Here is a 15,397-nt window from a genome sequence, read left to right on the forward strand (position 1 = left end):
GTTTGGTAGGCACAATCCGCACCCTCGTTTTTGACATGAATTTATTTTGGGAGTTACACCTTGGCTAACATTAAGTCTGCTAAGAAGCGTGCAATCCAAGCCGAAAAGCGTCGTCAGCACAACGCTAGCCGTCGTTCAATGACTCGTACAAGCATCAAGAAAGTTATCGCTGCAATTGCAAGCGGTGACAAAGAAGCGGCACAAGCTGCACTTACTGCTGCTACTCCAGTACTTGACAGAATGGCTACTAAAGGCTTGATTCACAAGAACAAAGCTGCTCGTCATAAGAGCCGTCTAGCTGCACAAATCAAAGCACTAGGTTAATCTTTACGATTAGTAGTTAAAAAAGCGCCCTTCGGCGCTTTTTTTGTATCTGCTTTCTTATACCAGTGGGCAAAGTCAATTACCTACACGGACTGGTATTCCTCACTCAGCTCATTTTTCTTATTGAGCTTGCCGGTGCAATACGCATGATCCAGTGAAGGATGGCCCAAGGCCAGCTTGGCACAAAGGCATTCGCCTTCTCTTTATTAATTGCGTTCACCATCGCGCGACAGCCCACATCGGTATCAACGATAAACGGTACTTTTTCCACTTTTTCGTTTATTTCGCTGCGAATAAAACCGGGGTGAATACAGGTGACGTTAATCGGCGTATTCATTACATCCATTCGAATGCCTTCGGTCATTGATGTAAGCCCTGCTTTTGTTGCCGCGTATACCGTCATGGCGCGCCTAAACCCGCGCACCGCGCTTATAGATGAAATCGTCACAAGATGACCACTATTTTGCGCCCTAAAGATAGCCATTGCCGCCTCGCATTGTGCTAGCGCCGACACAAAGTTTGTCACCGCCGTTTGCTTGTTAGCGTGGAAATACCCAGTTCCAATAGACGCGCCCTTGCCCATGCCTGCGTTTACAATGACTCTATCAAGGGTCCCCATGTCAGCTTTGAATGCGTCGAATACTTCAAAAACCGCATCGTGATCATTGACATCCAGCGAGCGAATATACACATCAATGTTTGGGTTAATTGAAAATAGTTCGTCTTTCAATTTTTCTAAATTCTCAAAGCGTCTTGCGCATAGGGCTAGGTTACAACCCTGTTTGGCAAACTCAATCGCCATTCCCTTGCCTAGGCCTGAACTCGCGCCTGTGATCAGAATATTGCGTCTTGTTGTCATTATCGTTTTCCTGATGCTTTGATGGCCTTATTACAACGCCACATTAAGTAATGAATAAAGATCCAAAAGTTTTTGAATGCTGGGTTATTGGTTTGCTTGTGGTGATAGCGATAGTAGATTTGCTGGGCAATACCGGCTAAACGGAAAAGCCCGTACACCTCGTAAAAGGTAAAATCATCTACATCTATTTCCATCTCTTTGCAGTAGTACGCAACCACCTGCTTGCGAGTTAGCATGCCGGGTAAGTGAGTAGGCTGGCGACGCGTTGATTGGGCCAAAAAGTCATCATCAGCTTGTACCCAATACGCCAAGGTATTGCCTAAGTCCATAAGCGGGTCGCCCAAAGTAGCGAGTTCCCAGTCCAACACACCAATAATTTGCGTATAGTTATCTGGCTTTAACACCACGTTGTCGAATCGGAAGTCATTGTGAGTAATACAAATGCGTTCATTGGCGGGCATGTGGTTTTCTAGCCAGCGCATGATTTTTTTACCCGAGGGGACATTCCAGGTTTTCGCTTTACTATAACGCTCGCTCCACCCGCTTATTTGACGTTCTATGTAGCCAGCACCTTTACCTAGGTGCTCAAGCCCGGCTTTTTTATAGTCCACTTTATGAAGCTCAATTAAGCTATCAAGTACATTAGTGCATAGCTGTTTGGTTTGCTGTTCTGTCGTCTCTAGACCTCTGGGTAAGTTTTTTCGGGGGATTACACCAGTAAATTTTTCCATTACGTAAAACTCTGTGCCTATAACGCTCTCGTCTTCACAAAGTCCCAGCATCTCTGGCACATAGCGATAAACAGGCTTTAACGCATGCTGTAACCGGTATTCCCGCGCCATATCGTGCGCCCCCTTAGCTTTAGTACCTGCCGGTGCCCGACGCAAAATTAGCGACGTTTGTTCGCTCTGGTTTTGGTCGCTGCTTTGATAGTCCAAGCAGTACGTCCAATTAGACGCTCCTCCAGAATACTGGGTGACGCTAGGCAAATTATCGCTGCTTCGTATAGCGCTCGATAATGATGGACTCGCGGCACTACTATTCTCCTGAAGCCAATTGTGCACAGCGCTGACGTCTAACTCTTCGCCTGCACGCACGCTATCGGCTTTATCTACGACCTGTTGTTGCATATCTCATTCTTCTTTTAATTCTGTTTCAAAGGGCCTATTCAAAAGGCTTACTCACAATCTTTGGCTAAAAAATACTTCTGTTTGTGCCTGCACACGTGCAGTTCGACAATAACTTTCAGATGGCTTGGCAACAAACACAGGTGAGCACGTTTCCGTTTTACCTAAGTTTGCTCTAATTTTGCTCTAACTTTGCTTTTCCATTGCACGCTTCATCATCTTCGTTTGATTGAGCATATTTTTGATATAACGCTGGGTTGGCAGCAGCTTCTTTAACAGAAAAGCGCGTTTACCCAGTTTATGGGTAAGAATTAGAAACTGCTTTTTGTCGACTTGCTGAAAGATGGACTCGGCCACGTCTTCTTTCGTCATATCTGCTTTGGCAAAAAACTTATTGAGCATCTTGTGCGACGCTGGGTTGCTGCTTCGCATCGACTCATCTAAATTCGTTTTAAAGAAGCTTGGACAAACTACACTAACGTCAATATTGTCAGGTGCTAATTCCAACTTCATGGTTTCAGAAAACGACACGACTGCAGCTTTAACCGCGTTATAACTTCCCATGTAAGGGATAGGCGTTAGCCCCGCTTGTGATGCAATATTAATGAAATAGCCACCGCCTTGCTCTCGCATTATAGGTAAGAGGGCACGACTGACTCTCACCATGCCTAACACATTAATATCAAACACCCACTGCCACTGCTCAATGCTCTCATCTAAAAGGCTGCCACCAGAAGCAACACCCGCATTGTTAAACACAGTGTCAACACCGCCCCAGCGATTTTCTAAGGTGTTCGCTAACGTTTGAACATCATTTTCAGAGGTTATATCGCAATGGATGTAAAACGCATTGGCACCTTGGGCGGATAGCGTATTTACTGTTTCATCGCCTCTTTCTTGGTTAATGTCGGCAATGCAAATATCTACCCCCTCGTCTTTGCCTGCCCACTTTTCCGCCCACTTGAGGGCAATGGCCTGACCTAAGCCGGTAGCGCCACCGGTAATCAATACGCGCATGATGTGTTTCCTAACTGTTCTTGTTTCATTATTCTTGTATCGGCGTTTATGTTGAGTTGCGCTTTATTGTGCTAAGCGCTAATCAGTACTTCATTATTCTCTCGAATTGACCGCCTTATCAATCAAACTGATCCCGTCTTATGCAGCGGCGCTGATGGCTGTTCGTTACGCATTTTTCGTTTTGCCCACAGGGCCAATAGTGCGGGCCCGATGTACATTGCTACGCCATATACACCAGGTGCAATCGCGTAATCAGGGGCACTTAAGAAGGTAATACATATCAGCATTGCAAGCGCCGCGTTTTGCACGCCTATTTCAATGGCCAGCGTGAGCGAGTCTCTAAATGCTAGGTTTGAAAGCATAGCAAGCCCTAGCCCTAACAATACCGATGATAAATTTAACGTTAAGCAAACCAAAAACGCGCTTTCAAAAGACGCGGCTAAATTATTTCTTTCTGAAACCAGCACGCCCACAATCATTAGCAACATGAAGTACATAGAAAACTTCCGAAAAAAGCTTTCAGTTTTAGTAGCAAACCTGCTGTTAACGCGACGAATGGTCATGCCTAAAATGACCGGTACAATTGATATACCAACTAACCCTATCACTGTTTGGATAATAGAAAAATCTGGCGCGTTTTCTTTTACAAAGTAATCAAGAGCAAATTGAATGATAAAGGGCGTTGAGAAAACGCAAGCGATGGTAGAAATAGCGGTTAAGCTTACTGAAAGGGCCAGATTTGCTTTTGCAATGTGGCTGATTAAATTACTGGTCGTGCCGCCTGGGCACGCCGCTAAAACCATGACGCCAACCGCAATATAATCGGGTAGACCAAAAACAAAGCATAGTCCTAGCGCTAACAGAGGCAGCAATATAATTTGCCCTATAAAACCCGTTACTACGGCTTTAGGTGCTTTAAGTAGTCGGGCAAAGTCTGCAAGTGTTAGCGTTAGCCCCATACCAAACATAACAAATGCCAACGCTAGAGGTAACAACACCTCGGTAAGTACAGATGCCTGCATGCACACGCCCCTTACAAAAGAAACCTTTTATTAACATTTAAGCCAGTGTACCCTGTTTAATAATAAATAAAAATGATGCCTTATTATGGAAACCCATAAATAATATGCATGGAAAACTAGACCTAAATTTGTTTGTTGTGCTGCGCGCGGTCTACGATCACGGCAGCATCACGAAAGCCGCCAACGCACTGCATATTACTCAGCCTGCGGTGAGTCACGCCTTAGGTCGTCTGCGAGACAAATTTGATGATCCGCTGTTTATTCGTCATGGACGACAAGTTGTGCCTACTCCATTTTGCCAAGGTATTATTGCATCGGTTGTGAAATCAATCGAAACCCTTGAAAGCACGTTAAAAGGTAAAGTGGGCTTTGATATAAGTGATAAACCCCGTCAAGTGAACCTTGGCTTGAGAGATATTTTAGAATCTATATTTTTTCCTGTGCTTATTCCCGAGCTTGTTAAAGATACGCCCAATATCACGGTGAATAGCAGACAGGTTACCTGGCCAGAGCTTGCTCCCGCATTAGCCGCTAAAGAGCTTGATATTGTGATTGACGCGTTAGTCCCCACCAGCCGTGACATTCGTTCACAGTTTATCTGCGAAGAATCGTTTGTCGTGGTATGCTCGCCTAACAATCGCTACGTAAATAACCCGAGTATCAAGAGCTACTCAGTTGCACAGCATGCGCTTGTATCCTTGAAAGACTCTAAATTAGATACGGTAGATCTAGCCCTTGCTCAGCACAATTTGCATCGCAACATCGCGTTGCAGTGCGAACACTACTTTGCCGCCGTTAACGTAGTGAGCCAATGCGATCTTTTGCTGACCATGCCAAAGCGATTCGCCCAACAATTCAGTAATAAATTCGATATACACATTCTGCCCCTTCCATTTGACGTCTCCCCACTTCCCGTACACATGTACTGGCACAAACACGCCGACGAAGACTTAGTGAATGTATGGATGCGAGATAAGCTTTTAGAAGTGGCGAATACGTTGGGGTTATAGCGCGTATTTGTGTCGCTGTAACACAATGGTCAAGCAAGCGTCACGGTAGTGTCAATTAGCAAACCTATAGTGACGGTCCAAGGCATCGCTTTGGGAAACCGCTATGAAAAAGACACACTATCGAACACTTTGGCTTTCTGATATCCATTTAGGAAATCGCGACTGCAAAGCTGAATACTTACTTTCCTTTCTTAATAGCATCACTGTAGATACCCTCTATTTGGTGGGTGATATTGTTGATATGTGGCAAATGACCAAGCAATTTCGCTGGCCACAGGCGCACAATCAAGTTATGCACAAATTCATGCAAATGAGCCAGGAAGGCACCCGTGTGGTGTACCTGCCTGGCAACCACGATGAGCCAATTCAGTCTTATTCTGGTATGGCCTTCGGTGATATAGAAATAGAGCGAGAGTTGGTACACACCACCGCACAAGGAAAGCGTTATTTAGTTTTACATGGCGATCAATTCGATGGCGATGTGACTATGGGGAAATTCCATGCGTGGATTGGCGATAAAGGTTACGACCTATTGCTTTTTCTAAACAGAGAGTTCAATCGCCTACGCGCCTGGCGCAAGCGCGAATACTGGTCACTTGCGGGCTATATTAAAAAGCATATTAAGGGTGCGAATGAAGCCATTGCTCGTTATCGAGAGGCATGCTGCAGGCGCGCCGATGAAATGGGACTTGATGGTGTAGTGTGTGGCCATATTCATCACCCTGAAAGCAGCTTTGAAAACGGCATTCACTATATTAACGATGGTGACTGGATAGAGAACTGCAGTGCATTGAGTGAAGATATAAACGGTAACCTTTCACTAATCCATTACCTCGATTCACTAGAGTCTGCTAGCGTAACGTCTATTACGACCAAAACCTCTCGCTCTAAAGCAGCATAATATCATCCCACAAAAAGGGGCTGTAACAGCCCCTGGCCTCATCTATTCGGCAACAGACAAGTTTTATTTCAATCCCATCTGTAAAGACGATGACCCATCGAACCTGCTGCACATTGAAGTCAACAGACCTTATTTACAATATTTTAACACTGTCAAATAACTGCCATGAAACTGTGTGAAAAACGTCACATTGCCCTGCTATTGTTCGCCAAAACCGGAAGAGAAACAGGTTCTATGTTTACTGTAAACGACGTATTGAACAAGCATTATCCTCAAGTAGCGAACAACCCCATTCTATTTAAGTCGCTGTCTTTCGTTTTAAGGCACCTACTCCATGAACGTGAAATTACCGAATTTGGTGAAACCTATCCGCACTATGAGGACATCGATTTCGTAGAGCAAGTACTGGAATATTTTAATATCAGCTATTCCACACGCGATGTAGAAAAAGAACGTATTCCAAGTGAAGGAAGAGTGGTGATTATTGCGAACCACCCTATTGGCTCACTCGATGCTCTTGCGCTTATAAAATTGGTTAGTGAAGTACGTCACGACTTAAAAGTGGTTGCCAATGAAATGCTTATGGCCATTGAACCGCTTCACGATATGCTGCTACCTGTAAACAACATGCAGGGAGGCACGCCGAAACAGCATTTGTCGGCAATTCAAAAACACCTTAACAGCGATGGCGCCATATTGATTTTCCCCGCTGGTGAAGTCTCTCGATTGCGCCCACAAGGTGTTCGCGACACACGTTGGCACACCGGTTTTTTACGCATTGCAAGGCAGGCAAAATCGCCAATTTTGCCTGTCTATATTGATGCTAAAAATAGCCCGCTTTTTTACGGTGTGTCCATGGTGTACAAGCCATTAGCCACCGCGCTGCTCGTTAAAGAGATGTTCAAACAGCGCAAAAAGCATTTACCTATGCGCATTGGTGAACTTATCCCATTTGAGGCATACCAACAAACCAATATACCGCTAAAAGAACAGGTAAAGCTGTTTAAGCGCCACTTGTATCGCATTGGCAGTAACAAGAAAGGCGTATTTGAAACACAGGCTTCCATTGCCATGCCAGAAGACAGAAAAGAACTGGCCCGCGCTATGCGAGACTGCGAACATTTAGGTGAAACTGGCGACGGAAAGTCTATTTACCTCTACCAACACAAAAGCTGCTCACCGATAATGCGAGAGATTGGCCGCCTGCGTGAAGTGGCGTTTCGCGCTGTGGGCGAAGGCACTAATAAACGCAGAGACATCGACCTGTACGATCCCCACTATTATCACCTTGTACTTTGGGATGACAACGATTTAGAAATTGTGGGCGCCTACCGCTTTGGCGATGCTGAACTTCTGACAGCGCCAGACCATCCTACCGGGCTCTACTCTGCCACGTTATTCAATTACGGCAAGAACAACGACAAACTCTTTAAAGAAGGCTTAGAGCTAGGACGAAGTTTTGTGCAGCCTCGCTACTGGGGGAAACGCAGCTTAGATTATTTGTGGTTTGGTATTGGGGCATTTTTAAGCCGCTACCCTAAGTATCGCTATCTTTTCGGTGCGGTGTCACTCAGCAACGCCTATCCTGAACCCGCTAAAGATTTATTGGTACAATTCTATTCAACCTATTTTCCTGCCAAGTTTGGCGAAGCGACTTGTAAGCGTCCTTATCAAATGACGAACGATGCCTTGCACCAGTTTACAGGGAACGATTACAAGGCTGAATTTACGCAGTTGAAGCATTTACTCGCTAACATGGGCGTAAACGTACCAACATTGTACAAGCAATACTCTGAAGTGGCTAAAGACGGCGGGGTAGCGTTTTTAGGTTTTAATGTAGACCCAGATTTTAACGACTGTATTGATGGTTTAGTGGTGGTTGATATGCAAACGCTTACCGAGAAAAAGCGTAAGCGCTATTTAACCGACATTCAGCTTAAAGCCACAGCCTAAGCAAGGGGGAGCGTCTGATAAACGCTCCTTTCTTCAACGCTAGTGCTTTCCACTCTTCTTTTTTCTAATCTTCATCTTTCCGAACAAATGGAAATATCAGAAGCTATCATCGACCGCCAACACACTTGAGAATATCGGTATAGATATCTTCAAGGGTAAGCAAGTCAGACACATGAATGTGCTCGTTTATTTGATGAATGGTGGTATTTGGCACACCTACTTCAAGGACTTGTGTGTGCTCACTTGCAAAAAAACGCCCATCTGAAGTACCACCAGATGTGCTGATAACAGGGTAACGACCTGTGGCGCTTTTTATTGCCTTTTCTACACAAGCAATTAAGCAGTGCTCTGCATTGCTCTTGGGCTTGCTTAAGTAAGCTTCACAGGGTCTTGAAAAGCTCACTTGGGCTTCTGGATCAACGCTATTGATAATACTGCGTAGCAATGCTGATAAACCTTTTTGGTCAAACTGCCACGAATATCTAACGTTAAACTCTACACGAACGGCACTAGGCACAATGTTATCGGTGAAGCTTCCCGTGTCCATGTGTGTTATTTGTAGCGTAGTGCCAGGAAAATCCTCACTCCCCTTATCAAATGGGTGCTGTGTTAACGCGTTAATCACGTTACTGGCTTTATGAATAGCATTCACCGCTGTCTTTGGGTAGGCCACATGGCCTTGCTTTCCTGTGATATGAATAGTGCCTGAAAGTGAGCCCCTGCGGCCAATCTTAACCGTATCGCCGGTTGTTGCAGATGCAGAAGGTTCACCTACTAGGCACATATCAAGCTGGACATTTTTAGATGCCAAATATTCAGCTATCCATTTGGAGCCCCATTCAGCTTCACCTTCTTCATCACTGGTGATTAGCCACCACAAAGAAACCTTACTGTCATCTAGGGAATCAATGGTGCGCTCTGTTGCCGCGAGCATGGCGGCGATACCTGTTTTCATGTCAGCAGCACCACGCCCATATAGTTTATTTTGGCTAATTACAGGGCTAAAAGGCGGTGACTTCCACTTATCAAGGGGGCCTGGAGGCACAACGTCAGTGTGGCCGCAAAATGCAAAGTGATTTGTGCCCTGCCCCCACCTAGCGATAAGGTTACTCACACCATTAACTGTGTGCTTTTCACAGGAAAAACCAAGCTTTTTGAGCTTGTACATTAAATAACTCTGGCAACCAGCGTCTTGTGGGGTAATCGACGCTCTTGCCATTAGTACTTCAGCGAAATAAATGCTGCGAGCTGGCGTTACAGAAGGTAAGGGCTGAATTGACATGCGCATAAAATCTCTATGGAACGTGGGACCATTACACAAATGTAAAGTGACACGTGAATAACAGATTTACGACAATGCTGTGACAGCGGACAAAGTAAGCTGAAGCTAAAAGTAATCAAGGGGGACAACAAAGAAGGCGCAATGGGTGAGTTTGCGACTAGGACCGGCTCGTTAAGATTTGTCTAAATCAGCGCACGTTGTTATAACTAGAACATAACTTAAAGAAAGGCATTACTGTGTTAAAAATCATTGTTTTAATACCTCTTATTCTGTCACTACTCTGGTTTGGCTATTTACAAGCCAATAAATACACTCTGGAACAAGGCAAACAAGGGTTTCTGTATATATTCGTGTTGTCTGGTGTCATTGCTGCGTTTTACACGCTGATGCTGTTCTTAACGAACTAATACAATCGCTATACGGCACTCTGTAAAACTAAAAAAGCCAGCATCTATGAGAGGCTGGCTTTTTAGTGTCTGCCAAGTCCCTGCTGGCGCAGTGACCGCTTTTTTTAAGCTGTGTTATAGCGTCTGTGAGATAGTCACTTCCGCATTTGCACGAAGCGCATCAACATATTGTTGATAAACACGCTGTCCCTGAACTTGAGCAAGACGCTCTTTTAGGCTTTGGCCGAGCGACTCTTCAAGCTCTGGTGCCGCGTTTACGCCCTCAAGCATAACAACAGCAACGTCGCCGTTTACCGTTGTTGCAACATCAACGTTATCTTCACCTTCTAGGGCAAGCGAGAATAGCGTATCAACCAATGCACGTGCAAGTGTACCGCCTGCTCGCGGAACAGCAGTTTCCGTTTGCCAAGACACTGATTTCTCGGCTAGTGCACTGTCAACGCTTTCTCCTGCACGTACTTTTTGTGCAATGTCGAACGCCCAGGCTTCTGCAGCTTCTCTCGCTTTCTCAGCTTTAACCGATACTTCAATGCCCTCGCGCACTTCATCTAGTGATTGCGTACGTTGAGGCTCATGCTCAATAACGCGAACAACCACAACATTCTCATCGTCAATTTCGATAATGTCACTATTCACTCTCTCTTCAACTAACTCTGAAGAAAATGCAGCATCGAGGATAGCAGGTGAGCTTAAGTCCGACGGCGCTGTGTTTCTGCTGAATAGTACCGATTCTTGTATCGGCAAATCCACAGCATTAGCGGCATCTTCCAATGTATCAGGCACTTCAAAAGCAATTTCTGCTAAGGTATTTTGTAACTCGAAATACTTCTCCATTGCGGCGTCGTAAAGAAGCGAATCTCGAATGTCACCGGCTACTTCATCAAAAGGCTTCACCTGCGCTTCTTTGATGTCGGTGAGTTTAATGATGTGAAAACCAAACTCGGTCTCTACAACATTAGATACATCACCAATATTCTCTAACGCAAACGCTGCTTCATCAAACGCAGGATCCATCATTTCTGGCGTAATAAAATCTAAGTCACCGCCATTCTCAGCTGAAAAGGCGTCGTCCGAGTGCTGTTTAGCGAGCTCGGCAAAATCAGAACCATTATCCAACTCAGTTTTCAATGCTTCAGCTTCGGCTCTAGCCGCGTCTTGGTCATCACCTGCTTCAACAAGTATATGAGATACGCGTCGCTCTTCCTCTTTTCCATAGCTGTTAATGTTATTTTCATAATAGGTACGCACTGCGCTTTCATCTACAGACACACGGTCCTTCAATGCATTAACGTTAAGCTTGACATAGGCAACCTTAACTTTCTCGTCTGTGTCAAAAGCAGTAATGTTGGCGTTGTAATAGCTTTCGATATCTTGTTCTGTAATTTCAACACTATCAGCAAACTCTTGAGAATTAACAAGCACGTACTTCGCATCTCTCGTTTGACGCTGCAAAGCGTTCGCTTGCAGAACTTCGCCGTCTAACGCGAACGCCGAATTAGCAAGCGCGGCGGCAAGTTGATTTTGCGTCATTTGAACACGAAGAAAGTCGCGGAAGTCAGCAACTTGGAAGCCGTTTTGGCGCAGAATTGCTTGAAAACGCTCGTTGTCGAATTGCCCACCAAATTGAAATTCAGGCATCTGAACAATGGCTTCGCGAATTTGCTCGTCACTTACGCGTAAGCCCATAGACACTGCTTGTTGCTGGATAAGCTTTTCAGCAATGAGGCGGTCAAGGACATTTCTGCGAAATTCAGCTAGGTATTCTTCGCTTGAAAACAGTTGTCCAATTGACTCTCCGTATTGAGATTCCATTTGTGCACGTTGGTTTTGATATGCACGCTCTAGTTCTTGTGCCGAAATTTCTTCGCCGTTTACGGTAGCTACTGAAGTAGTACCTGATGATGTAAGGTAACTCCCTACCCCAGCGAATACGAAACTCAAAACGATAAGCGCAATAATTGCCATCGCCCAAGGGCCTTGAGAACCTTCTCTGATTCTTTCTAGCATGATTGTTCTTCAACTCCGTTGCTTACTACAGTTACCTCGGCCTTGCTATTTAGCAATAATACCCGAGGTAAAATAAGCGGTGATTATAACCCAATGTCGCCGAATATAAACGACCTAAACAGCAAATTCTGCCTTCTTTCTCTAATTGAGGAAGTCACATCATTTTTTAGGCTTTATGTATAAAGCTGGGTCGCATAAAACACACATTCATGGTAACGCTAGTTTAGATAGTCACCGAACGCGCAATTTTACTTTTATAAATAAAAAAGGCGATGGACAAGCCATCGCCTTTTTCTGTAATTTTTGAGCTTAGTTACAAGCGTCTTTCAGTGCTTTACCAGCTTTGAAAGATGGAACTTTCGCCGCTGAAATCTGAATAGTCTCACCAGTTTGTGGGTTACGTCCACTGCGAGCTGAACGTTCGCGAACTGAGAAAGTACCAAAACCTACTAGTGCTACCTGGTCGCCATCTTTAAGCGCAGCAGTTACTGAGTCAGTGAATGCGTCAAGAGCGCGGCCAGCAGCTGCTTTAGAAATGTCTGCACCAGCAGCGATTTGGTCGATAAGTTGAGACTTGTTCACAATTATGATCCCCTTCGATTGTTATTATACTGTTTGTCCAAAACGATTTTGCTTGAACGTTATAGCAAGCTTGGTTATTAACATCAAGCTTCAGTCACAAATAATTAACTTTTTTGTGAATCGCTGCAATCCCTTTTGTGGCAAGGCTTCAAGCGAATACCATTTAAAGGTAACACAACTTTTGCGAGTTGAAAGCCCTAATTTGCAAAAAATCAGATTTTATTTCGTTAATGCGTGTTTTTTGTTCAATTTCGGCTATTTTTTAGAAAAAAAAACGCCACATCCCTTTAAAATTAAGGAATGTGGCAGTGTTCAACGTTAGCCTTTTACGACTTCAAAACTCTCTACAGGTTCCTGAAGTGCAATTTCAAGTACTTCATCAATCCATTTTACAGGATGAATGGCTAAATCTTTTTTAACGTTGTCTGGAATTTCTTCTAGATCTCGCTCGTTTTCCTTCGGTATAACGACGGTTTTTATACCGCCCCGGTGTGCAGCAAGTAGCTTTTCCTTTAAGCCACCGATGGCTAATACTTCACCACGCAGTGTTATTTCACCCGTCATAGCGACATCACACTTGACCGGATTGCCAGTCAAAGAAGAAACCAACGCCGTACACATAGCGATGCCCGCACTTGGCCCGTCTTTAGGTGTTGCTCCCTCTGGTACGTGAACGTGAATATCCCGCTTCTCATAAAAGTCGTCGTTAATTCGCAGCTTCTCTGCTCGACTTCTCACGACAGTCATGGCCGCTTTTATCGACTCTTGCATCACGTCGCCCAAAGAGCCGGTAGATGTCATTTTGCCCTTACCAGGTACAGCCGTTGTTTCGATGGTAAGTAAGTCTCCCCCGACTTGAGTCCAAGCAAGACCAGTAACTTGGCCAATTTGATTATCCTTATCTGCTTTTCCGTAATCAAAACGCTGTACGCCAAGGTAATCTTTAAGATTTTCTTGAGAAACTACAACTTTACCTTTGCTTTTCTTAAGCAAAATATCTTTAACCGCTTTACGACAGACTTTCGACACTTCACGTTCTAAGCTACGAACGCCCGCTTCACGGGTATAGTATCGAATCATGCCGATAACGGCAGAATCGGTAATTTCTAACTCTTTTGCTTTAAGCCCATTGCGCTCCATTTGCTTACCAATTAAATGGTTTTTCGCAATGTTGAGCTTTTCATCTTCTGTGTATCCCGATAGACGGATAACTTCCATACGGTCAAGTAATGGACCTGGTATATTCATGCTGTTAGAGGTAGCGACAAACATAACGTCTGACAGGTCATAGTCTACTTCGAGGTAGTGATCACTAAAGCTGTTATTTTGCTCGGGATCCAGCACCTCAAGAAGCGCTGACGCAGGGTCGCCACGCATATCTGATGACATCTTGTCGATTTCATCGAGTAAGAACAGCGGATTTTTAACTCCTACTTTCGCCATTTTTTGCACTAGCTTACCTGGCAATGAACCAATGTAAGTGCGGCGGTGACCACGAATTTCGGCTTCGTCTCGCACGCCACCTAGCGCCATACGCACATATTTGCGGCCTGTCGCTTTAGCGATAGACTGACCTAAAGAGGTTTTACCTACACCAGGAGGGCCTACAAGACATAAAATTGGACCTTTTAGCTTTTTCACACGCTGTTGAACAGCTAAATACTCAAGAATACGCTCTTTTACTTTCTCAAGACCGTAATGGTCTTCGTTAAGCACACCTTCGGCGCGAGACAAGTCTTTTTTAACCGGTGAGCGCTTATTCCAAGGTACGCTTGTAAGCCAGTCAATGTAGCTTCGAAGTACCGTAGCTTCGGCCGACATAGGCGACATCATTTTAAGCTTTTGGAGTTCTGCTTTTGCTTTGTCTTCAGCCTCTTTAGGCATTTTGGCGTCTGCAATTTTTTTAGACAGTGCCTCAAACTCATCAGGCGCATCGTCGAGCTCTCCAAGTTCTTTTTGGATAGCCTTCATCTGCTCATTGAGATAATATTCTCGCTGACTTTTTTCCATCTGCTTTTTAACGCGAGTACGAATTTTCTTTTCGACCTGCAGCAAATCGATTTCACCTTCCATCAATGCCATCAGATATTCAAGACGTTCATTGATCCCTTGCATTTCAAGGACCTTTTGCTTTTCCGATAGCTTCAACGGCATATGTGCCGCCATGGTATCAGCCAAACGAGCGGCGTCTTCAATACCGTTTAAGGAAGTCAGCACTTCAGGCGGTATTTTTTTATTTAACTTCACATAACCTTCAAACTGAGAGACAGCAGAGCGAATGAGTACTTCTTGCTCATTTTCATCAATGCCTTCGTCTTCAAGTTTGGTTACGCTCGCTTCAAAAAAGGGCTCTGATTGCTTGTAATTTTCTATTTCGCCGCGAACGCTTCCCTCTACCAATACTTTTACGGTACCGTCGGGGAGTTTTAAAAGCTGTAAAATAGTAGCAATAGTACCAACAGAATAGATATCGTCTGCTTCAGGCTCATCTACACCAGCGTCTTTTTGCGCTACCAGAAAAATTTGTTTGTCATTATCCATTGCAGCTTCAAGGCAACGGATTGATTTTTCACGCCCAACAAATAGGGGTATGACCATATGCGGGTATACAACTACATCCCGCAAGGCAAGCACAGGAATTTCAATGCGATTTTCACGCTCAACTGTCATACTTGTTCTCAATTAGTTTTCAATGTCGTTTTTATATGGGGATGTAAGCGCAAAGTTCAATCGAAACTTATTAAAGTGCGTTAATTCCTTAACCTTACCTTCCCTACGCTACCTATAACCATTATCGATTTTTAGCCTTATGGCAACACTTAAGTCAAAAATCTGATAGAAAGACTAGGATCCTTTGTACAAGTGAATAAAATTCAAACACATCAATAGTAAAAGCAATGCGAAAA

12 protein-coding genes are annotated in these 15,397 nt (G+C 44.4%); 4 read left to right on the forward strand and 8 right to left on the reverse strand.

Going from position 1 to position 15,397, the window contains the following annotated elements:
* Positions 1-60 precede the first annotated feature (60 nt).
* Positions 61-324, forward strand: a complete 264-nt coding sequence (gene rpsT / locus BK026_RS07915) for a 30S ribosomal protein S20 (protein WP_014950134.1) — start codon at positions 61-63, stop codon at positions 322-324.
* A gap of 106 nt (positions 325-430) precedes the next feature.
* Here the strand turns inward: rpsT and BK026_RS07920 are convergent, their stop codons facing one another.
* The 4 genes from BK026_RS07920 to BK026_RS07935 form a co-directional block, all read right to left on the reverse strand.
* Positions 431-1,183, reverse strand: coding sequence for an SDR family oxidoreductase (locus BK026_RS07920; RefSeq protein ID WP_071815366.1), 753 nt, complete (start codon positions 1,181-1,183; stop codon positions 431-433).
* Entirely contained in the window at positions 1,183-2,313 is a 1,131-nt protein-coding gene (locus BK026_RS07925; RefSeq protein WP_071815368.1) for a phosphotransferase family protein, read from the reverse strand. The genes BK026_RS07920 and BK026_RS07925 overlap by 1 nt, the downstream gene beginning before the upstream one ends.
* 183 nt (positions 2,314-2,496) lie before the next feature.
* Positions 2,497-3,327 (reverse strand): SDR family oxidoreductase, encoded by an 831-nt coding sequence (locus tag BK026_RS07930; protein ID WP_071815370.1) that lies wholly within the window; start codon positions 3,325-3,327, stop codon positions 2,497-2,499.
* Between the two features lie 122 nt (positions 3,328-3,449).
* Entirely contained in the window at positions 3,450-4,349 is a 900-nt protein-coding gene (locus BK026_RS07935; protein ID WP_071815372.1) for a bile acid:sodium symporter family protein, read from the reverse strand.
* 104 nt (positions 4,350-4,453) lie between these two features.
* On the opposite strand from BK026_RS07935, the gene BK026_RS07940 reads away from it, so the two are divergent.
* The 3 genes from BK026_RS07940 (at position 4,454) to BK026_RS07950 (ending at position 8,213) form a co-directional block, all read left to right on the forward strand.
* On the forward strand, positions 4,454-5,359 hold the full coding sequence (locus BK026_RS07940) for a LysR family transcriptional regulator (protein ID WP_071815374.1): 906 nt from the start codon (positions 4,454-4,456) through the stop codon (positions 5,357-5,359).
* A 103-nt stretch (positions 5,360-5,462) separates the two neighbouring features.
* Positions 5,463-6,260, forward strand: a complete 798-nt coding sequence (locus tag BK026_RS07945; protein ID WP_071815375.1) for a UDP-2,3-diacylglucosamine diphosphatase — start codon at positions 5,463-5,465, stop codon at positions 6,258-6,260.
* Between the two features lie 165 nt (positions 6,261-6,425).
* Positions 6,426-8,213 (forward strand): lysophospholipid acyltransferase family protein, encoded by a 1,788-nt coding sequence (locus tag BK026_RS07950; protein WP_256253727.1) that lies wholly within the window; start codon positions 6,426-6,428, stop codon positions 8,211-8,213.
* 106 nt (positions 8,214-8,319) lie between these two features.
* Here BK026_RS07950 and dapE read toward each other — a convergent pair whose 3' ends face one another.
* The 4 genes from dapE to lon all read right to left on the reverse strand — a co-directional run bounded on the left by dapE (position 8,320) and on the right by lon (position 15,161).
* A complete protein-coding gene (gene dapE / locus BK026_RS07955) occupies positions 8,320-9,495 on the reverse strand; it encodes a succinyl-diaminopimelate desuccinylase (RefSeq protein WP_071815377.1) in 1,176 nt (391 codons plus the stop codon).
* A gap of 521 nt (positions 9,496-10,016) precedes the next feature.
* On the reverse strand, positions 10,017-11,909 hold the full coding sequence (locus tag BK026_RS07960) for a SurA N-terminal domain-containing protein (RefSeq protein ID WP_071815379.1): 1,893 nt from the start codon (positions 11,907-11,909) through the stop codon (positions 10,017-10,019).
* A 309-nt stretch (positions 11,910-12,218) separates the two neighbouring features.
* A complete protein-coding gene (gene hupB, locus BK026_RS07965) occupies positions 12,219-12,491 on the reverse strand; it encodes a nucleoid-associated protein HU-beta (protein ID WP_012518978.1) in 273 nt (90 codons plus the stop codon).
* 318 nt (positions 12,492-12,809) lie between these two features.
* Positions 12,810-15,161 carry an endopeptidase La gene (gene lon, locus BK026_RS07975; protein ID WP_071815383.1) on the reverse strand — a complete coding sequence of 784 codons (2,352 nt, stop codon included), beginning with the start codon at positions 15,159-15,161 and terminating at the stop codon, positions 12,810-12,812.
* Positions 15,162-15,397: the final 236 nt, after the last annotated feature.

Source organism: Alteromonas sp. V450 (assembly GCF_001885075.1).
Classification (GTDB): Bacteria; Pseudomonadota; Gammaproteobacteria; order Enterobacterales; family Alteromonadaceae; genus Alteromonas.

What these genes read in the sequence shown, in the direction of transcription:
- BK026_RS07920 (WP_071815366.1), bottom strand. Translation starts at nt 1,183, where the DNA reads ATGACAACAAGACGCAATATTCTGATCACAGGCGCGAGTTCAGGCCTA.
- BK026_RS07925 (WP_071815368.1), bottom strand. Translation starts at nt 2,313, where the DNA reads ATGCAACAACAGGTCGTAGATAAAGCCGATAGCGTGCGTGCAGGCGAA.
- BK026_RS07930 (WP_071815370.1), bottom strand. Translation starts at nt 3,327, where the DNA reads ATGCGCGTATTGATTACCGGTGGCGCTACCGGCTTAGGTCAGGCCATT.
- BK026_RS07935 (WP_071815372.1), bottom strand. Translation starts at nt 4,349, where the DNA reads ATGCAGGCATCTGTACTTACCGAGGTGTTGTTACCTCTAGCGTTGGCA.
- BK026_RS07940 (WP_071815374.1), top strand. Translation starts at nt 4,454, where the DNA reads ATGCATGGAAAACTAGACCTAAATTTGTTTGTTGTGCTGCGCGCGGTC.
- BK026_RS07945 (WP_071815375.1), top strand. Translation starts at nt 5,463, where the DNA reads ATGAAAAAGACACACTATCGAACACTTTGGCTTTCTGATATCCATTTA.
- BK026_RS07950 (WP_256253727.1), top strand. Translation starts at nt 6,426, where the DNA reads ATGAAACTGTGTGAAAAACGTCACATTGCCCTGCTATTGTTCGCCAAA.
- dapE (WP_071815377.1), bottom strand. Translation starts at nt 9,495, where the DNA reads ATGTCAATTCAGCCCTTACCTTCTGTAACGCCAGCTCGCAGCATTTAT.
- BK026_RS07960 (WP_071815379.1), bottom strand. Translation starts at nt 11,909, where the DNA reads ATGCTAGAAAGAATCAGAGAAGGTTCTCAAGGCCCTTGGGCGATGGCA.
- lon (WP_071815383.1), bottom strand. Translation starts at nt 15,161, where the DNA reads ATGACAGTTGAGCGTGAAAATCGCATTGAAATTCCTGTGCTTGCCTTG.